Origin of the sequence: Syntrophomonas zehnderi OL-4, from assembly GCF_000983115.1 — a bacterium.
In the GTDB taxonomy this organism is placed as follows: Bacteria; Bacillota; Syntrophomonadia; order Syntrophomonadales; family Syntrophomonadaceae; genus Syntrophomonas_B; species Syntrophomonas_B zehnderi.
In genome coordinates this window covers 50,321-69,787 of the sequence record NZ_CGIH01000053.1, presented here as the reverse complement: position 1 = coordinate 69,787, position 19,467 = coordinate 50,321, and the positions used below count along the sequence as shown (strand labels likewise).

16 protein-coding genes and 1 riboswitch are annotated in these 19,467 nt (G+C 42.6%); of the genes, 5 read left to right on the top strand and 11 right to left on the bottom strand.

The window, feature by feature from the left end:
- Positions 1 to 9 precede the first annotated feature (9 nt).
- Positions 10 to 101: riboswitch (cyclic di-GMP riboswitch) on the top strand.
- A gap of 358 nt (positions 102 to 459) precedes the next feature.
- The 3 genes from AAV90_RS15775 to AAV90_RS13815 form a co-directional block, all read right to left on the bottom strand.
- Positions 460 to 1,005 carry a TetR/AcrR family transcriptional regulator gene (locus AAV90_RS15775; RefSeq protein WP_423229781.1) on the bottom strand — a complete coding sequence of 182 codons (546 nt, stop codon included), beginning with the start codon at positions 1,003 to 1,005 and terminating at the stop codon, positions 460 to 462.
- 134 nt (positions 1,006 to 1,139) lie between these two features.
- Complete coding sequence (locus tag AAV90_RS13820; RefSeq protein WP_046500180.1) at positions 1,140 to 2,411, bottom strand: ArsB/NhaD family transporter; 1,272 nt, start codon at positions 2,409 to 2,411, stop codon at positions 1,140 to 1,142.
- A gap of 335 nt (positions 2,412 to 2,746) precedes the next feature.
- Entirely contained in the window at positions 2,747 to 2,959 is a 213-nt protein-coding gene (locus AAV90_RS13815; RefSeq protein WP_046500178.1) for an acyl-CoA carboxylase biotin carboxyl carrier protein subunit, read from the bottom strand.
- 743 nt (positions 2,960 to 3,702) lie between these two features.
- Here AAV90_RS13815 and AAV90_RS13810 point away from each other — a divergent pair.
- From AAV90_RS13810 to AAV90_RS13795, 4 genes are all read left to right on the top strand, one after another.
- Positions 3,703 to 5,373, top strand: coding sequence for an AMP-binding protein (locus AAV90_RS13810; protein ID WP_046500175.1), 1,671 nt, complete (start codon positions 3,703 to 3,705; stop codon positions 5,371 to 5,373).
- Between the two features lie 184 nt (positions 5,374 to 5,557).
- Positions 5,558 to 5,794: a TOBE domain-containing protein gene (locus tag AAV90_RS13805; protein WP_046500173.1), complete on the top strand. Its 237-nt coding sequence runs from the start codon at positions 5,558 to 5,560 to the stop codon at positions 5,792 to 5,794.
- Between the two features lie 142 nt (positions 5,795 to 5,936).
- Positions 5,937 to 6,407, top strand: coding sequence for a peptidoglycan-binding domain-containing protein (locus tag AAV90_RS13800; protein WP_046500171.1), 471 nt, complete (start codon positions 5,937 to 5,939; stop codon positions 6,405 to 6,407).
- 386 nt (positions 6,408 to 6,793) lie between these two features.
- Positions 6,794 to 7,645: a 3-hydroxyacyl-CoA dehydrogenase family protein gene (locus AAV90_RS13795; protein ID WP_046500216.1), complete on the top strand. Its 852-nt coding sequence runs from the start codon at positions 6,794 to 6,796 to the stop codon at positions 7,643 to 7,645.
- Between the two features lie 437 nt (positions 7,646 to 8,082).
- Here the strand turns inward: AAV90_RS13795 and AAV90_RS13790 are convergent, their stop codons facing one another.
- From AAV90_RS13790 to AAV90_RS13755, 8 genes are all read right to left on the bottom strand, one after another.
- Positions 8,083 to 8,997: an MBL fold metallo-hydrolase gene (locus AAV90_RS13790; protein WP_046500170.1), complete on the bottom strand. Its 915-nt coding sequence runs from the start codon at positions 8,995 to 8,997 to the stop codon at positions 8,083 to 8,085.
- A 567-nt stretch (positions 8,998 to 9,564) separates the two neighbouring features.
- Positions 9,565 to 11,313: a pyruvate kinase gene (gene pyk, locus AAV90_RS13785; protein ID WP_046500168.1), complete on the bottom strand. Its 1,749-nt coding sequence runs from the start codon at positions 11,311 to 11,313 to the stop codon at positions 9,565 to 9,567.
- Between the two features lie 13 nt (positions 11,314 to 11,326).
- Positions 11,327 to 12,298, bottom strand: a complete 972-nt coding sequence (pfkA, locus tag AAV90_RS13780) for a 6-phosphofructokinase (protein ID WP_341363023.1) — start codon at positions 12,296 to 12,298, stop codon at positions 11,327 to 11,329.
- Positions 12,299 to 12,310: 12 nt separating this feature from the next.
- A complete protein-coding gene (gene mtrB, locus AAV90_RS13775) occupies positions 12,311 to 12,553 on the bottom strand; it encodes a trp RNA-binding attenuation protein MtrB (protein ID WP_046500167.1) in 243 nt (80 codons plus the stop codon).
- Positions 12,554 to 12,580: 27 nt separating this feature from the next.
- Positions 12,581 to 15,973 carry a DNA polymerase III subunit alpha gene (locus AAV90_RS13770; protein ID WP_046500166.1) on the bottom strand — a complete coding sequence of 1,131 codons (3,393 nt, stop codon included), beginning with the start codon at positions 15,971 to 15,973 and terminating at the stop codon, positions 12,581 to 12,583.
- An 85-nt stretch (positions 15,974 to 16,058) separates the two neighbouring features.
- The gene (locus AAV90_RS13765; protein WP_046500164.1) at positions 16,059 to 16,523 is read right to left on the bottom strand and encodes a YbaK/EbsC family protein; all 465 of its coding nucleotides are present in this window, start codon (positions 16,521 to 16,523) and stop codon (positions 16,059 to 16,061) included.
- A gap of 157 nt (positions 16,524 to 16,680) precedes the next feature.
- Positions 16,681 to 16,971, bottom strand: coding sequence for an alpha/beta-type small acid-soluble spore protein (locus tag AAV90_RS13760; protein ID WP_242847583.1), 291 nt, complete (start codon positions 16,969 to 16,971; stop codon positions 16,681 to 16,683).
- An 89-nt stretch (positions 16,972 to 17,060) separates the two neighbouring features.
- The gene (locus AAV90_RS13755; protein ID WP_052729822.1) at positions 17,061 to 17,780 is read right to left on the bottom strand and encodes an HAD family hydrolase; all 720 of its coding nucleotides are present in this window, start codon (positions 17,778 to 17,780) and stop codon (positions 17,061 to 17,063) included.
- A 202-nt stretch (positions 17,781 to 17,982) separates the two neighbouring features.
- On the opposite strand from AAV90_RS13755, the gene AAV90_RS13750 reads away from it, so the two are divergent.
- Positions 17,983 to 19,152, top strand: a complete 1,170-nt coding sequence (locus AAV90_RS13750; RefSeq protein WP_046500161.1) for a hypothetical protein — start codon at positions 17,983 to 17,985, stop codon at positions 19,150 to 19,152.
- The last annotated feature ends 315 nt before the right edge of the window (positions 19,153 to 19,467 follow it).

The following is a 19,467-nucleotide window of genomic DNA, read 5'->3' as shown; positions in this document are numbered from 1 at the left end:
TAAAATTAAAATAAAGAGCCATAAACCCGGTGACAACCGGAGGCATAAAGTCACAGAGTCTAAGGCGTCTTATAAAACGCAGCGATAGCCTGGTTGCCAAAAACATACGGAGTCTGCCCTCAATATACACCGTGGGCAGACTCCTTGTATATCTATCGGTTTTTGTCATAAGAACTGGATATCGGGATACTATTATAGTGCCATTCTTAGTTTATCCCTCGTAAAATACCGTTCTATTTATTTCGCTGTTCTTGGCAGGGCATTCACCCCACTCGGTCATATCATTGTATTTTTAATTATAATTACCAGCCACAAGAACCGTCAGGCTGTGTAAAAAGTCCATTTCGATATTGTTATACCCATTATTGAATAATATAAACAAGGCGATCTACCGGGTGAGTTGCATACATATACGGTCTATAAACATTTTTCACACAGTTTGACGTCCCCTTGGCTGTTCTATTTAGCTAGTAGACCGGCTAAAATAAAATCAACGTAGGATGCAGCGATTGCGTTAATGCTATCCGGTCCTTCCGGTTCGTACCAGTTGCCCACCCAGTTACACATTCCGCCGATGCCACGAACTACCTGTTTGCTGTTTATTGGTCGAAATATGCCCTGGCTGACTGCCATATCAACGTATTCACGAATAAAGGATTCATAATTTTTCAGCATACTGCTTACCTCTCGACGGCGTGACAGGGACAGATGCGCTGCCTCCCGCAGGTAAGTTTCCGCACTATCACGATCAGTATCAAATTGCATAACATGGTTTTCAAACATTTTGGCTATCTTGTCTACCAGATCCAGATCGGATTCAGCAATCGCACGGGCTTGCGCAGTTATTTTCTTTATCTGGCAGATACATATTTCAAAAAGGATATCTTCTTTGGCTTCAAAATAATAATATACGGCTGGCTTGGTTATGCCTATTTCCTTGGTTATCTCATCCAGGCTAACAGAAGTATAGCCTTTTTCGCGAAATAACCTGGCAGCTACGGCCAGTATTTCAGTCCTTCTATCGATAGCGATTCCCCTCCTTTTAGTAAAATTCCCCGAATTGGCAGCCTAAGTTTAATCCATAATACCATTCCAATGACTATACCCCTGGTCGACCCCAAAGTTTTGTATGCGATATATTACATTAGGAAAATTAAGAGGTAGACCATAGCAATAAAAACAGACACCAGCATTAACGGGAAAGCTATTTTCATATAGTATAGGAAAGATATATGATGCCCTTCCCGGGCTGCTATACCTGATACGATTACATTGGCTGAGGCCCCTATAATTGTACCGTTGCCCCCCAGACAGGCTCCGAGTGACAAAGCCCACCATAAAGGAGCTATATTCATATGTCCTATCTGCCCCATTTCAGTTATCAGGGGTATAAAAGTTGCTACAAAAGGTATGTTGTCAATAAAGGCAGAGGCTATGGCCGAAAACCAGATAATAAAAATAGCTGATAGAGTAACATTCCCCTGGGTAATTTTTACTGCCTCACGGGCCATGCTTTCTATGATCCCGACTTTCTCCAGCCCGCCTACCAAAATGAAAAGGCCCACGAAGAAGAACAGAGTAGCCCATTCCACGCTAAGTAATGCTTCTTCCGGATCTTCACGGGTGATGAGCATAAGAACCGCAGCACCGGTTATGGCGATAGTAGCTGATTCCAGGTGCAGATACTGATGGGTAATAAATCCCAGAATGACTAAAGCTATTACAGTCAGCGATTTTTTCAGCAATACCTGATCTTTGATAGCCAGCGCAGGATCCATGGCCATTAATTTTAGTTTATTCTCTTCAGTGGTAATGAGTTTCTTTTTGTAAATAAGTTTCAAAAGCAGCAGGGTAACGATGAATATCACTATTACAACCGGGGTTAAATTAATAATAAAATCCATAAACCCCAGACCGGTAGCACTGCCAATCATAATATTAGGGGGGTCACCGATAAGGGTGGCGGTTCCTCCTATATTGGATGACATTATTTCGGCTACGAATATTGGAACCGGATTAATCTCCAGGGCAGCGCAAATGGAAATCGTTACCGGAACCACCAACAAAACAGTGGTAACATTATCAAGCAACGCTGAAGCCACGGCCGTAAATATGCTCAAGGCAATCATTATCTTAACCGGGTCGCCGCCGGTAGAATGTGCGGCTTTAATAGCTATATACTCGAAAACGCCGCTCTTGCGAGTAATGCCTACGATAACCATCATCCCGAAGAGCAGTCCAATAGTATTAAAATCTATATATTGTACCGCTTCATGCTGAGTTATAATTCCCAGTAAAATTAGCAGGGCAGCACCAAAAAGCGCAATTACGGTACGGTGGATTTTCTCGGAAATAATAATGGCATAGACTATTAAAAAAAGAACCCCGGTAAATACTATTTGCCATTCCATCTGTTTCACTCCTCATCATGATGTAAAGCAATACCAACCAGATTGGACCGGTTATGCTAAATTGGATATTGATGTTGTTAAAAAAATGTCCATTTTTATGAAATTAAATTAGTTTACTATCATAGCGGAGGTAATGAAACACAAAACAAGCAATTAATTTTTTATGATTCCAGAAAAGCCACGCTTGCATTCTATTATTAATCCAGCGGACATAACCGCAGAACTATACCTGGCGATTTTAAAATATGATTTTCGTGTCATTAGCATAAACGGATAACAGGAAATAATCCTGGAAACTAATTTTCTTTAGCTTCCAGGATATTGCATGATTAAATCTACTCCAATTCCATTATTACTTCGCCTTCGGCTATTTGCTGGCCTATTTTCACTTTTATCTCTTTTACGATTCCACTTGTAGGTGCGTAAATCGGATTTTCCATTTTCATGGCTTCCAAAATTATAACCTCATCATCTTCGGCAACATTCTTTCCAACCTCTGTTAAAATCTCCAATACTTTACCTGCCATGGGGCTTTCGATTACTGCCATGGTATATTCCTCCTTAATTAATTAGTCTTTTTACCTTATTATAGCATTAATACATTCGCTAAAGACTTGACATCACTTAATATTCTATAGTTCTGCTTCTTAATGGATAAAACGGTTACAATGACTTTTAACTTTTTTCTGGAATTAATAATTGAGTTTGTGTAATAGTTTTTTATTATTCCGCCATAATTTTCAAATAACAGCTGAAATATCTAAGCCTAATCACCTCTCGATGTGCATGTTAAGTTCTCAAGTTGCCGCCTTTGAGTTTTATTTTATATGAGCTCGCAATCCCATTATATCGTTTAGTTTAGCCATTAATAGCAACGTGATAAACATTATTATCCAGCCTCGTAATCGTTGAATTATAAGTGGTTCAAAATTATAATGTAATTGATCACATATTACGACATTATTTTATTTTATTTTTCCTTATTTTTATTTTTATGATATACTTAACAGTAAGTAAATTCATTGTATTTGTCAACATTTTTTTAAAATGGCATCTGAGTAAATGCATGAGGTCATTTGTTTAATCTTATATATTTATTCAAATAATTCTCAAATAACCAGCCATAACTATACTATTTAAAAAACAAGTTCTCCAAACCTGAAAAATCTTTTTTGACTAAGGTAGTTTGCCTCTCGCCAAATGTTGACAAGTATTTTGAAAGAAGGTGATATGTTAATATTTTCTTGCATCCTTTTTGTATTATTAGATTAATAAAGGAGTGTGGCTTTTAATGGAAAAGATTTGGATGAAGCACTGGCCCCCGGATTTGCCCAAAGAGGTAGAATTTAGTGAAGGAAAACTGCCCATATTTGAATATCTTAGAATTCATGCCAAACGTACTCCAGAAAAACCTGCGATCATTAATTACGGCAGGGAAATCAGCTATAGGGAGCTGGATGAATCATCTGATAAGTTTGCGAATTATTTGCTGGAAATCGGCCTTAAAAAAGGCGACCGGGTTGGATTGTTCCTGGGCAACAGCCCGCAATATATAATCGCTCATTTTGGCATTATGAAAATGGGCGGAATCGTTTGCCCCTGTTCCCCGCTTTTTAAGGAAATGGAACTCAGCTATGAAGTAAACGATGCGGGTATGAAATGTCTGGTAACGCTGGATATATTTATGCCTATAGTAAGCAAAGTTTTAAAAGATATGCCCACCCTAGTAAGCGTAGTAACCACTAACTTTAACGACTATTTGCCTGCTGAACCAACCCTGCCATTGGTTGACTATATGAAAGTTCCCAAACAAAACGTTCCGGGAACAAAAGATTTCGTAGAAATCATGCAGACTCAAAATAGAGAGCCTATTCCTATGGTTGACATCGATATCGAAAACGATATCGCCTTGTTTGAATATACCGGCGGTACCTCAGGACTTCCCAAAGGTGCCATGCTGACTCATTACGCTCATTTGTTTAAACCAACCGCAGCCTGCATGATCATGGGAATTAACAAGGACAGCCGGGTTCTTACCACCATGCCCTATTTCAATATTGCAGGCATGCTATTTCTGGTCGGCCCGGTATTACGTGGAGCCACCAATGTACTCCTGACCCAATTTGACCCGCTGGCCGTACTTCAGGCGGTTGACAAATACAAGGTCACCGAATGGTATAGTGCCGTACCGATGAATCTGGCCGTAATGTCACACCCGGATCTCGCCAAGTATGATCTGAAGAGCCTTAAACTAAATATGACCACATCTTTTGTGGTAGCCTTGGACGAAAAAATATCCAAGCAATGGTATGATTTGACAAATGGATGCTTGCTTTTGGAAGGCGCATACGGCCTTAGTGAAACCCATACCCTGGACACCTTCTGCCCGCATCAAAAAGTCAAATATGGCAGTATGGGAATTCCCGGTTTTGAAGAAGAATTTAAAATTGTTGACTTTGATGATAGAACCAGGGAACTCCCCATTGGCGAAGAAGGCGAAATTGCCCTGCGCAATCCTGGTTGCATGAAAGGCTACTGGAATAAACCTGAACAAACCGCCGACACCCTTATCGATGGATTTGTTTTCACCGGAGACGTAGGCAAATTTGATGAAGACGGCTATCTTTACTGGTTGGGAAGACGCAAGGAAATGATTAAGGTATCTGGCTTCTCGGTATTCCCGGAAGAAGTTGAAGCCTACATTAATCAACATCCAGCCGTACTAGAAAACGCTGTTATCCCCATTCCGGATCCCAAAAAAGGTGAAGTCATTAAAACCTTTATCGTTACCAAACCTGAATATAAGGATAAAGTTACCGGTGATGAGATAATTAAATGGGCTAAGGAAAATATGTCATCTCACAAGGTACCGGTCTACGTTGAATTCAGAGATGAGCTTCCCAAACAAGGCGTTAAACTTTTACGCAGGATATTAAGAGATGAAGAAGAGGCTAAAGGCTAAGTCTCTCAACTTAAGACTTTAACTTACAGATAACCCTCACCCAGGTTATGTACCTGGGTGAGGGTAATTTATTTTTAAAACCTAAACCTAGTAATAAATAATTATGCTTCCTTCCGTATATCCTAGATATAAAAAGCGAAAAGAGATTGCCTTAGCTGATATTTCACTAAAAGGGAGGAATCTTATGCGGATTAGTGATCCCAATAAGTTGGTCGGTAAGATCATGAAAGTAAACCCCGGTCAGGACATGACTGAAGTTATTATTGATGTGGGCGATCAAGCCGTTACTGCTACGATAACGACTGGTGCTGCCCACGCTATGAATCTCCATAATGGCGATGAAGTTTTTGCCATGTTTAACTCCACTTCAGTCAGCCTAATCAAAGATACCAAAGAACCCAGACGCGATTATGGCTTTTAAGCGCAAACCCTTTCCGTGGATTTGTCCTGGAAAGGGTTTATTTGTTTTTCACAGGTGAGATTGACGATAGTTAAATAAAGCAATATTGAAAATAATTAGTTAATAGTATAAAATTTTATAAGAATAATATGGGGAGAAAAAGATGAAGAAAGAATACGTCTGGTTTTTAATTTTAGTCTTGGCAGCAGCTGTCCTTACCGGTTCCACCCTGGGTATAGTAACTAATTTTAGCCATATTGTCCAATACCATAAACCCAGTATAAAGGAGCAGAACCCAGAAGTGCAGAGTTTAGAAAACCAGATTAACGAGAAACCTGCTCAGGATTTATCGCCCTTGCATGATGAGCCAATGAATGTAGCTAGCCCTGGAGGCATAGCTGTAGTAACACCTGACGAAACGATAGTCTTGTCTGTGTCAGAGTCGGAAAAAGCTGCTATCACTGCGATGTTGAATTCGGTTCAACCCAGTCACAGTCCTGATTTTGATACTAATTTAAAGCACTTTCAAGAGAAAAATTATTTGCCCGCTACTGGAATAGTCGATTTACAAACCCTGCAAACACTTATTAACCAAGCAACTATTCAAAGAGCCGCACAGCATCTGCACAACTAAATAAAGCATCAGGCCTTGCGGTTCTATAACTTTTTTTTCTAATCTCACCAGCCATCCTGCTTTTTCCGTTTTTTGCAACTTGTAAATATATGCCACATAAGCCTTAACTTTGTCTTCAGGTTCCGGTACGTAATTAACCTGCCTATAAGTAGATATCCTGAATCATCGATGGCTGCTCAAAAGAAAAGCCAACGGTTTTTATTTTACTGTAATCGCATCAACAGCCAAAATGGTGGCTTGACTGCGGATTCCTGTCATTTTAGTTTAGTATAGGCGACATGGACTCCAGGTCAAGACGAAACTATGAGGAGGTGATGGTAAGGAGTAAGATTTTTCGATATCATTGGGTAAAAAAACAACATAAGGGGGGTTAATTTTTAATGGAAATTAACAAAGTTGCTGTATTAGGCGCCGGCACGATGGGAATGGGTATAGCCTGGACATTTGCCGGAGCAGGGAAAAAGGTGGTCCTCTACGATATTAAAAAAGAATTTGCCGACAAAGCGATTGAAAGAATCGGCAAAGGACTGGCCAAAGCTGAGGAAAAAGGCCAAGTTCCCGCAGGTGCAAAAGATTTCGTCGTGGCTAATATCATTGCAACCGGTACCCTAGAAGATATTGTAGACGTAGATTACGTAGTGGAAAGCGTTTTTGAGAACATGGATGTCAAGAAAGACCTGTATGCCAAATTGGATGCCTTGCTCCCTGCCGCAACCATCATTGCTACTAATACTTCCTCACTCTCGATCACAGAAATTGCGGCTATCACCAAACGTCCTGACAAGGTAGTAGGCATGCATTTCTTTAATCCGGCAAATGTAATGGCATTGATAGAAGTTATTCCAGCTATTCAGACTTCAGAAGAAACAGTTGATATAACGTTGGAGCTTAGCAAAGCCATAGGCAAGAAACCGATTAAGGTTAAGGAAGGCCCTGGCTTTGTAGTCAACCGCATTTTGATTCCCGGCATGAACGAAGCGGCTTTCATTTTGTATGAAGGTCTGGCAACTGTGGAAGATATTGATAAGGCCATGAAATTAGGAGCCGGCTGGCCTATGGGGCCTTTCACACTATGTGATCTAGTCGGCGTAGATATTGCCCTGGAGGTATGCAATACCCTCTACAACGAATCAGGGGATTCTAAATACCGCCCTGCTCCGATTCTAAAACAGATGGTACGGGCCGGTTACCTGGGAAGAAAAACCGGACGCGGTTTCTATGATTATAGCGCCAAATAACTCATTTATTTTCTTAGACTAATAAACAATTATAAGATTTAAACCGGTGAACCAAAGCCTGATTAACCACTCAATTAATCATGAGTTTCGCTCATCGGTTTGTAAGCAGTTTTATAGTTGGATAAAAAAAGATTTTATATAGACACAGATCACGCGGCTACCTGATCGAATTTCATGTCAGTAGTGCCTGAAGGTGCTACACACAAATTAACACATAAGAGAGCACCAGCAGTCCCCGAAGGGGGTTGCCTAAATTGCGACCGGCAATTTGCAGGGAACGACCTCTAGTCGTTCCGTATCACGCAACCATTTTCAGGGCGGTTGTGAATTTTATCACTTAAATTGAACGATGACCCTGGGGGTTAATAAGCAGAATCGAAATACGTAAGCAATAACCCTGTAGCTGGCCCATATTACTTTATGTGTTGTGGGCCAGTTTATATTGACAATTTGGCCGGACTAAGACCCGGTTTTAAATAATAGCCTTCATTATCCTGAATTAGATATCCCTGTTCCTTCAGGTAGCGCAGGTGAACTAATATCATAACCTGTTCATATATATAGAAAACGGCTGCCGGTTGGGGTGCCCGCTGGTAGACAGGATAATGGCGAGCTAATTCCGCTAAACTATGGTAACCCCGGTAGAGCAAATCGACGATGCGCCGTTGGCGGGCAAAGATAATATCACGGTATGCTTTAAGCCGTTTCGTAATATTTTCGGTTACAAGGGCCGCACCGTGACCGCTGATAAAGTAATCCGGCTTTAAATCCGCCAAACGATCGATCGATTGTAAGAATTGGGGAATCGAAGAATCTAGATTGGCATACCAGGGTCCAAAATTAGAAAATTCGATATCGGCTGAGAAAATAAAGCCTTGCTCTGGAAATATGAATCCACAATGACCCGGAGAATGTCCTGGCAAATGAAGCACTTCAAAATAGGTGGTACCTAGATTAATAACCTGGTTAGCATTTATGTATTGGTCGATGCGTGTAGTTTGATACTGCACCTCTTTAAGGTAGAGTTCTTGTAATCGAGAATCCTGGTTTAGGGTAGTCATGCCGAAGGCCTCCAGGTACTTTTCCTTGGATTGGGCAATAGCCGCATCCTCAGGATGCATCATGATCTTACTGCGGGGGAATTGCTGATTGTATAAATAGTGGTCGATGTGACCGTGAGAATTTATAATAAGATCTATCCTTTGTTGGCGTAAATGAGCTAAATCAGCCTGATCAGGGCTATTGTCGATCAGACAGTTTATGTCATCTTGTATCCACAGACAGTTGCAGCGCGGAAATAAAAAACTCTGAAAATCGACCAGGGTTATATGCCGGTCTATCGTTTTTAACAATTATAATTCGCCCCCTGTTGCTCCGTTTTAATCCGCCACTCAATATGTTGAACCCTAAGGAGGCACCTCCTTAGGAGGGCGTCAATTTCGTTTTTTATGTATTCCCATCTCCCCCGGTTGAGTGGCGGGAAGTGTCTAAATGATTTTTATTCCCATGTATATGTCCTTTTCCGTTCAAGTGGCCAATATCTATACTAACAATCATGGCCGCAGGCCACAACCACCTAGGAAAATAACTGAGTTAAACAGATTGGGAAGCTTTGCTTCCCACCGGAAGCTAAAGCTTCCGCTACTTCGGAGCGACCAAAGGTCGCCTCACAAATTGCCGATTCTTTTGAGCATTTACGACTAATAGCGTTTTATTAATTAAAAATAATCCCCTGCGGGGACTACTGATATGAACTTCGTTCATAATTAAGGTTGCACCCTACGGGCACTACTGATATGAACTTCGTTCATAATTAAGGTTGCCGTGTAAATCTGTCTTATCTGTGTTATCTGTGTCTATTAATTAAAACCGCTAAATCTGCGGAAATCCGCGTGATCCGCGTCTATTTTCTTATTAGACTACAAGACTTTAGTAAGACCGGAATAGATTCGGCCATGCGAGGTGTCTACAGTTATTAGCATTCTATCCTGAAGGATATTAGTTGCATCCTGAGCGCCAACGATCACCGGAATACCCAAGGTCAGTCCCATAATGGCCGCGTCTGATGTCAGCCCTCCCGCTTCGGCAATCAGGGCCTGTACCTTTTCCAGATAAGGTGAAAATGCTGCATTGGCAGCCTTGCATACTAAAATGTCCCCTGTCTTGATACGTTCTAAATCTTCGTCCTTTTGGATTACACGCACATGTCCATTTACTGGCTTAGTGCCTATCCCCATCCCCTGCAGCAGTATTTTGCCAACCACATGTACCTTAATCAGATTAGTACCGCCGGAAAAACCAGAAGGACTTCCGCCGGTCAACACCACCATGTCGCCGCAGTTGATATATTTTTTTTCCAGGCATACCGCCAGAGCTTCATCAAGTATTTCATCTGTTCCCTGGGTTTCTCGGGTTAGTATGGGGTTTACCCCCCACACCAAGGCTAATTTCTTTAATATTCTAGGATTAGGGGTCACGGCCAGTATGGCTGCTTCCGGGCGGTACTTGGCTACCATTCGGGCAGTAGTACCGGTGGTAGTGGCGGTTATAATAGCTGATATGCCTAGATTGCTAGCCGTAGTACAGGTGGCATAGCTTATCGCATCGGTAATCGACTGGGTTCCCTGCATACGTTTTTTCCTGAGCATATCCTTATAGGGCAGGACTTCTTCAGCTCGTTTGGCAATCCGGGCCATGGTTTCCACCGCCTCTACCGGATACTTCCCGGCCGCGCTTTCCCCGGACAGCATAATTGCGTCAGCTCCGTCAAATATTGCGTTGGCCACATCAGAGACTTCGGCCCGGGTTGGCCGTGGGTTAACCATCATGGAATCCAACATTTGGGTGGCGATAATAACTACTTTACCGGTATCATTACAAATATTAATGATATTTTTTTGTGCCAGGGGAACCTCTTCAGCTGGAATTTCTACTCCTAAATCACCCCGGGCAACCATAACTCCATCCGCTACTTTTATAATATCTTCAAGGTTGTCCACACCGCCCTGACTTTCAATCTTCGCAATAATATCAATATCCGCCTGTTGCTTTTCCAGTATGCGCCTGATTTCCAGCACGTCCTCAGCCGTTCTGACAAAAGATGCCGCAATAAAATCGAGCTCCTCCTCAATAGCAAAATGGATATCATCGATGTCCTTAGGATTGAGAAAAGGCATATTTATCCTTACTCCCGGTACATTAATCCCCTTCCTCTCACCGATCTCTCCCCCATTAACAACTGAACAGATAATATCGGTGGAGGTGGTTTCTTCCACCAGCAGATTAATCAGGCCATCGGCAATCAATATAGTACTGCCTTTTTCTACTTCTCTGGCCATATTAGGGTAGCTAACTTGCACTTCCTGGTTGTTTCCTAGTATCTCCCGGGTAGTTAGGGTAAAACGCTGACCGGCCTGTAAAGTAATCGTAGGCGACTTAAGCTTGCCGGTTCGTATCTCGGGCCCTTTGGTATCCAGCATAAGGGCTACCGGCTGATCAAGCTCAGCGGCTACCCGCCGCACCAGATCGATGCGTTTTTTATGTTCTGCATGGGTTCCATGAGAGAAGTTAAGCCGGGCCACATTCATGCCGTTTAAGATCATATTTCTAATCTTGTCGCCATCCTCGCTGGCAGGGCCTATCGTACAAATAATTTTAGTCTTACGCATAAAACACCTCTATTTAAATTGAGAGTATTCGAACCAGTTCGAACATTCCCAGCTCCAAAGTTCGTTTGCCATTAACTATTTCCTGCAGGGGTATGGAAAACATCCTGTTTCCATCGCAAGCTACCATAAGGTTGCGCTTATTAGCTTCAATCAAGTCTACCGCGGCCTTGCCCATCTGGGAAGCTAAGATGCGATCCTGGGCGGTTGGGGTTCCGCCACGTTGAATATGACCCAAAATGCTAACCCGGGTATCATGTCCTGTCTTGCTTTCAATGATATCCCTAAGCTGCATGGTAGAATATACACCTTCAGCCACAATAATAATGCTATGGATTTTACCGCGTTCTATCCCTTTATTAATCTTTTCTATGATTTGATCCAGATCCGGGGCAATTTCCGGAATCAAGATGGATTCCGCACCCCCGGCGACACCTGCCGCCAGGGCAATTTCCCCACAGGCTCTGCCCATTACTTCAATAATAAAATTACGCCCATGGCTGCTGGCGGTATCACGGATGCGGTTGATAGCTTCCAACACAACATTAACCGAAGTGTCAAAACCGATGGAACGCGTATATACCACATCATTATCAATAGAAGCAGGTATGCCAATAACATTAATTCCGAGTTTGGAAAGTTCATAACCACCTTTTAAGCTACCATTGCCGCCAATGACAACCAAATTCTCAATGTTCCAGGAATGCAAGGTATCTCGTGCCTTTTCAAGACCTACTACGGATTTGAAATCTTCGGAACGGGACGTTCTTAGCACGGTGCCTCCCCGCTGAATAATATCCGCAACTGAGCCGGCATACATACGTTTCAGATCCCCATTTATCAGACCCTCAAAGCCTTGATGAACACCGTAAGCTTCCATGTTTTTATAGATGGCCGTGCGGACTACGGCTCGAATAGCGGCATTCATGCCCGAAGCATCACCGCCGCTGGTCAGAACTGCCAGCCTGCGCAGTGCATTCACCCCCATTTTTAGGCTCCACTAGCCTTTTATATCATCACCCCCGCTCAAAACGGTGCCGTAGCGGTGAGCGATTTCGGCATTACCTCTTATTTTTACCGCCGAAGTATGCTCTGTAAATTGAACCAGCAATACCTCTCCCTTATCCAGCTTTTCAGTATGGTGAAATTTGGTGTCCCTTCCCCTCGTCAGACCAATTATAGTCACACCATTTTCCAAAGCTTTAATTACAATATAGTCTTCTCCATAACCATTTTCATTCATGCATTTACCCCCTTAACAATTTAATTATCAGCCAAACCATACATTTGCCTTTCCATAAAGCGCATTAAGCTCCTTTTTCAAATCGATACTGGCAGCTACATTATACTTTTCGGCCATTACTACCACCTTCTTGACCGGTAAATGCAAAATTACATCCATATCGCCGGGATAAGATTGCAAAATCTTAATTAATTTCCTTCTGCTGTCAGCATCGGTTTTTTCATACGGCAGGCGGATGTTAAGCTCCTTAAGCTTGAGGGGCAGGGGAGCGGTCCGCCTAACTGATATTTTCGGCTGTTCATCCCGGCGATCCAGGAATCCTTCTACCAGGATGGCCTGTTCGCTCTCTATCTTGTCTATATTCGCCCGATAAGCTGAGGAGAAAAGCAACATATCTATCTGACCACTTAAATCCTCCAGTTGAAAACTGGCATAGGGATCTCCTTTTTTACTGATTCTCTTGTTTACATTGCTGGATAACCCTGCTACCCGCACATAATCTTCGTAATTGTCTGTCCCAAGTTCAGCCAGCTCTCCGGTTGTAACCAGGGGGATAATATCCCGGTACTGATCCAAGGGGTTTTGAGACACATAAAATCCCAGCACCTCTTTTTCCCGGCTCATTTTCTCACGGTTATCCATTTCCCCTTTAACCCGAATACGGGGTTCTTCAACCAAGGCGGCAGTGTTTCCAAACAGGCTAAGCTGACTGGAATTTTCATTTTGTTTAATCTGGACCGCCAGATCCATACACTCATCCATAATTGACAAAGCTTGTTTTCGACTTATTCCCAAGGAATCAAAACAACCTGCTGCTATGAGGTTTTCCATAACCCGCTTGTTTATCTGCGATAAGTCCACCCGCTGGCAAAAGTCAAACAGCGATTTATAAACACCTGATTTGCGCGCCTTAACAATTGTCTTTACGGCATTAACGCCCACATTTTTAATAGCACCCAACCCAAAACGAATGCCCTCTGAACCTACCGTGAAGTTTTCAAAACTTTCATTAATGTCGGGCGGTAATATTTCTATCCCCATATTTCTGCATTCCTTGATGTAAAAAACGATCCGATCCTGGTGGTCAATTACGCTACTTAAAAAGGCACACATATATTCCTGGGGGAAATGAGTTTTAAGGTAAGCGGTCTGGTAAGTAATCATGGCATAGGCGGCTGAATGGCTTTTGTTAAACCCATAGCCGGCAAAGCTTTCCATAATATCAAAAAGGCGAGTTGCTACATCTTCGCTGATCTGATTTTGGGCGGCCCCGGCAACAAATTTTTCTCGTTGGGCCATTAACTCCTGGACTTTTTTCTTGCCCATGGCCCGGCGCAGTTCATCGGCTTCACCCATGGTGAAATTGGCCAGATCTGAAGCAACCCGCATAACCTGTTCCTGGTATAAAACCACGCCGTAAGTTTCCTGCAGAATATCTTCCAGGCGGGGGTCAATATACTCGATTTTTTGACGCCCATGCTTGCAATTAATAAAGTCATCTACCATCCCGCTACCCAGAGGCCCGGGACGATAAAGGGCAATAATCGCAATCAGGTCTTCAAAACGGCTGGGTTGCATTTCACTTAAAATACGCCGCAGTCCATCACTTTCCAATTGAAATACCCCAATCGTATTTTTGTTCTGTAAAAGCTCGTAAACGGAAGGGTCATCTAAAGGAATTGCATCGATATCCAATTCTATCTGGCGGGTCTTTTTGATAATATCCAGTGCCCGGTCAATCACCGTCAAGGTTCTAAGTCCCAGTATGTCCATCTTTAATAGGCCGATATCCTCAACCGTCTCCTTGGCAAACTGGGTGATTATATGTCCATCGGTTGTCTTTTGTAAAGGCACAATGGAGCTTAATGATTCGCGGCCGATCACCACCCCGGCAGCATGAATGGAGGCATGCCTGGGCATCCCTTCGATAGCCTTGGCCAGGTCGATAATCTTACGGGTTTCATAATTATTCTGATAAATTTGCATCAAATCCGGAGACATCTCCAGGGCACGATCCAGGGTTACCCCCAGCTCAGCCGGTACCAGCTTAGCGATCTTATCAACCTCAGCATAAGGCACATCCAATGCCCTGCCCACATCCCGAATTGCCGCCCGAGCCGCCATCGTTCCAAAAGTAATAATCTGGGCTACCCGGTCGGCCCCATAACGTTCAATAATATAGTTAATTACCCGATCCCTTTTTTCAAAACAAAAATCTATATCGATATCGGGCATACTGACGCGTTCGGGATTTAAAAAACGCTCAAAAAGCAGATCATATTTTAACGGGTCAATGCTGGTTATGCCTAATACGTAAGAGACCAGACTACCGGCTGCCGAACCTCTGCCCGGCCCAACCGGGACACCGTTGCTGCGGGCCCAGTTAACCAAATCCTGCACGATTAAAAAGTATTCTGCAAAACCCATCTGCTTAATAATATCAAGTTCGTAGTCAAGTCTGGCCTGGACATCTGCTGCCGGTGACGGATATTTCTGCTTAAATCTCTGGCGGGTCAAAAAGTCCAGATAACTTTCCGGGTCGTAACCTTCGGGTATGGCAAAATAGGGTAAGTGAAATTCCCCAAAACTAAAATCAAGATTACATTCTGCGGCAATCTTTACGGTATTATCGGCGGCCTGCGGATATGCCGCAAATAACTCCCGCATTTCGGCACCGCTTTTCATATAAAAATGGTTTCCCGGAAAACGCATCCGGTCTTCGTCCGAGACAGTTTTCCCGGTTTGGATGCACAGCAGTACATCATGAATGGCGGCATCCTCCTGGCGCAGATAATGCAAGTCATTCGTTGCTACCAGGGGTATGCCGGTCTCCAGGCTGATTTGATGCAAACCCTGGCAGACTATTTTCTCTGCCTCCATGCCGTGATCCTGGAGTTCCAGGTAGAAATTACCCTGACCAAAAATCCGTTCGTATTCACAGGCTAACTGCTTGGCAGCATCCATTTTACCGGCAATAATCAACTGGGGAATTTCACCGGCAATACATGCGCTTAAGGCAATCAGCCCCTCATGGTAGCGCTCGAGAAGTTCAAGATCTACCCGCGGTTTATAGTAAAAACCTTCAATGAAAGCACGGCTGACTAATTCTAGCAGGTTTTTATAGCCTACTTCATTTTTGCATAGCAAAATCAGGTGATATTGATTGTCATCCAGGTGGGCTTCCTTATCCAGGCGGCTACGCTTTGCTACATAAACCTCACAACCTATAATCGGCTTTATTCCTTGCTTTTTGGCTTCCCGATAAAAATCAATTACACCGTATAAAACCCCGTGGTCAGTAATCGCTACAGCCGACATTCCCAATTCTGCCGCCCGCCCGACCAACTCTTTTACCCGACAGGCACCATCCAGAAGGCTGTATTCCGAATGATTATGTAAGTGCACAAAATCCGTTATCATATGTTATTCTCCCTGGTTATTAGTTAGGAGCTTACAACAAATACGTTATAAGCCCTTTAAATTACACCGCAGCAAGATAAACAGCCTAAGATGAAAACCTGCAAGCTTTTCCTCCGGTTATCTCCATCAGTTGTTGATAGGTGATGGGTAATGCCGTATTGGCTGTGCCTGCTGCCGTATAGACCAAATCATAACGCAAGAGACTTTCATCCAAATAAACCGCCAGCGACCCCGGCAAAGCAAAAGGGCATACTCCCCCGATTGAAAAACCGGTTACCTGCAATACTTCTTCAGGATTTGCCATGCGAACCCTTTGCCCCACTGTATCCTTTATAGCTTTACTGTCCAGTCTGACATCACCGGCTGATACCACCATCAGGTATTCATCATTTTTAGTTTTAAAGAGAATGGACTTTGCGATCTGTCCCGTTTCCAATCCCAGAGCTTGGGCTGCTAACGGTGCCATACTGGTATCTTCCTCCAGTTCAATAATCTTTAGGTCTGGGTATTTTGCGGCCAAATGTTTTCTTACTCTTTCAATTTCCTTCATTTTTTAATCCCCTGCTTTGCCATCAACTTAAATTAATTATAAAGTAAATTAAGATTAATTAAACCCGGCTTATATTAAACCGGGTTTTTTCACGTTATTTAATTGTATCTTTCTCCTTTGGCTGACTGTACCTGACAAAAAAATTAGTCTGTCTGAATCATTTTTGACCCGGGAACTTAAACGATTCTGTTTTTTTTTGATCTTGAATCCTTTTTTTCATAATGCCCCCCACCCTGCCACATTCAGCATTGGTAAGAGACTGCCAGCCTTCTCTTTCTACCTTATCCCATATGCCCATCTCCTGGGCAATCTCCATTTTTAGTATATCCCGCTTCGAAAGCGGTTTGGGGGATTTATTTTTTTTCGGCGGAATTTTAAACACCTCATCCATATTTTTTTTGAACTCAATACCCAAACAAGCGGGAATATTGTTGCTTTGAACCGGCACCCAATATTAAGAGCCCGGCAGCTTCAATTACTATGGATATAATGTCCCATAAGGATGAAGTTTATTAATATATTTATTGGCTGGAGAATCTAGTCAGGCTTTCGCCCATCAATAAATTCATAAAAATCAGCCAGGGTTCCGCTCCAATCAGGGGTCAGTCCGCTTTGACCTTTATTTATTAGCATATCTTCCACCAAAAAAGTGCGCATACCTATTTTCCCTGCCGGCAGGTCTTCATCAACATCATTTCCAACCATTAGGCATTCGGTCGGGGACACACCTATATGTTCAGTAATCTCTTGATAATACTCAGGATGGGGCTTGGTAAAATGCATGTTTTCATATGAAGTTATCAGGTCAAAAGGAAAATGCCCTACCCCAGCCCAATCCATGCGCTGTTTTATAGCTGTCAAAGGGAAAACAGGATTAGTAGCTATAACTACTTTATACCCCTGCGCAAACACCTTGTTCATCATTTCAGGTATGCCCGCAAAAGGTCGACAGAGAATTTTTAAATTGGGAAAAGCATTTTCATAAAAATCATCGAAAAACTTCTGCATTTCTTGCTCCGGATAGGTCCACCCCGATAAAAAATCGTTCATAAACGCCCTTTCATTTAAGGTATCGGCACAGCGATTGGCAATCATCGCATAGGTAGAACAGTAAATCTGTTCAGCCATTGTTTTCACGTCTTTATATCCACTCTTTTGCGCACTTTTCATCATCGCTGCAAAATAATGCTCTAAAAACACTTCCATATCTATGTTAAGCAGGGTTCCGTCCAAATCAAACAGGATGGCTTTAAACAATTTTATCTCCTCCCATAAAGCAACCTGTATTCTTATATTAGTAGATTATAACATCTGGCCGGGTTTTATGAAAGCTGAGCAATTTCTGTAATGCGTGAAATATGTTAAAAAATTTTTTATGTCCACATATTAATAACAGGAAGGAAATTTTGGAAATTTATAGAAATACATTATTGGGAAAATATTTTTGAGGAGGGCGCATATGTTTAAAACGTTTCTTAATAAAGAGGATTATCATTATCTGGATCTATCGGTGTTTATAAACTGCAGTCCAGAAAAAGTTTTGTTTTATTATTACAATACTTGCATCAAAATCAGTCTGGATACCTACCTGCAAATGAAAGAATGGTCTCAAAGTGATGATACGGCTAAATCATGTTTAAACCAATGGCTGGATCTAATCGAAAAACAGTTAGATTCCCGGGATGACCTGATTATACTGCAGGAAAACGAATTTCTAAATGCGATTGGTCCATATTATTATGTGCCTACCAACACCCAATTTTATTTCTCAAAATTCAACAAATTAAACAATGAACCCCTAACATCTGTCGATTTTGGTATCCTCTTTAATCTTCATAAATCGCCACCAATCGATAGAAATTTGCAGAAATACTTTAAACTACGTAAAAGCAACAAGAAAACTACCCGGGGTCGTGAAGAAATTTTACATGATCTAAGCATGTGCCTGGATGCCCTTAATTTGACATCCAAAGTAAACCGACATTGTCTTTATCATGAAATGTTGCTTAATTCCCGGAGGGAGTTGCTTGACCAGGAAGCAATTCTGCCTTTGCCGCCTGAAAACATGCCTATAAAACCGGAAAAACCAGAAGAACCCCAGCTTTCCTTTAGCAGTCTGCTGGCCCTTAATAACTCCAAAAACAAACAAAGAGAATATGAAAGAGCCTGCAGTGATTACAGCCGTCGCCTGAAAATATATCTTATTAAATACCGGGAATACGAAAAAAGCTGTGAACGTTACAAATCAGCCTTACAGAAATGGGAAGAAGAATACCTGCAGATGATTGAAACTTGTGTTACCTCTATTGAAGAAAGTGACGCAAAACTAAAAACCGCCCGGGGACTTTTGGATATTTACCAGTTTATACTTGATAAAAGCTATGTTCATAGTAACTACCATAATATTGATTGTCTGGCTACTTTTAAGCACTATCTGGATACGGGGCGGGCTGAAGATCTCCAGGATTGTATGAATCTTTATGAGGAAGAAAGGCATTGGCGGGAAATCAAGGCCAGTCAGGAGCGTATTGAAACCACGATTCATTTTCTCCAGGCGGAAAGCGAATCAATACTGCCACTTAACCGACAGATTTCTGAACTTATTGCCAGTACCACGGACAGGGTTTAATAGACGCGGATCACGCTGAGATTCAAGCGGATTTACGCGGCTACCTTAATTATGAACGAAGTTCATATCAGTAGTCCCCGTAGGGTGCAACCTTAGTTATGAACGAAGTTCATATCAGTAGTCCCCGCAGGGGGCAACCTTAATTGCGACCGTAAGGGAGCATCAGTAGTCCCCGCAGGGGGCAGCCTTAATAGCGACCGTAAGGGAGCATCAGTAGTCCCCGCAGGGGGCAGCCTTAATAGCGACCGTAAGGGAGCATCAGTAGTCCCCGCAGGGGGCAGCCTTAATAGCGACCGTAAGGGAGCATCAGTAGTC

Bases quoted from the DNA above. Each gene is read 5' to 3' on its own strand.
- AAV90_RS13820 (WP_046500180.1), bottom strand. From the start codon at position 2,411: ATGGAATGGCAAATAGTATTTACCGGGGTTCTTTTTTTAATAGTCTAT.
- AAV90_RS13815 (WP_046500178.1), bottom strand. From the start codon at position 2,959: ATGGCAGTAATCGAAAGCCCCATGGCAGGTAAAGTATTGGAGATTTTA.
- AAV90_RS13810 (WP_046500175.1), top strand. From the start codon at position 3,703: ATGGAAAAGATTTGGATGAAGCACTGGCCCCCGGATTTGCCCAAAGAG.
- AAV90_RS13805 (WP_046500173.1), top strand. From the start codon at position 5,558: ATGCGGATTAGTGATCCCAATAAGTTGGTCGGTAAGATCATGAAAGTA.
- AAV90_RS13800 (WP_046500171.1), top strand. From the start codon at position 5,937: ATGAAGAAAGAATACGTCTGGTTTTTAATTTTAGTCTTGGCAGCAGCT.
- pyk (WP_046500168.1), bottom strand. From the start codon at position 11,313: ATGCGTAAGACTAAAATTATTTGTACGATAGGCCCTGCCAGCGAGGAT.
- pfkA (WP_341363023.1), bottom strand. From the start codon at position 12,298: ATGGGGGTGAATGCACTGCGCAGGCTGGCAGTTCTGACCAGCGGCGGT.
- mtrB (WP_046500167.1), bottom strand. From the start codon at position 12,553: ATGAATGAAAATGGTTATGGAGAAGACTATATTGTAATTAAAGCTTTG.
- AAV90_RS13770 (WP_046500166.1), bottom strand. From the start codon at position 15,973: ATGATAACGGATTTTGTGCACTTACATAATCATTCGGAATACAGCCTT.
- AAV90_RS13765 (WP_046500164.1), bottom strand. From the start codon at position 16,523: ATGAAGGAAATTGAAAGAGTAAGAAAACATTTGGCCGCAAAATACCCA.
- AAV90_RS13750 (WP_046500161.1), top strand. From the start codon at position 17,983: ATGTTTAAAACGTTTCTTAATAAAGAGGATTATCATTATCTGGATCTA.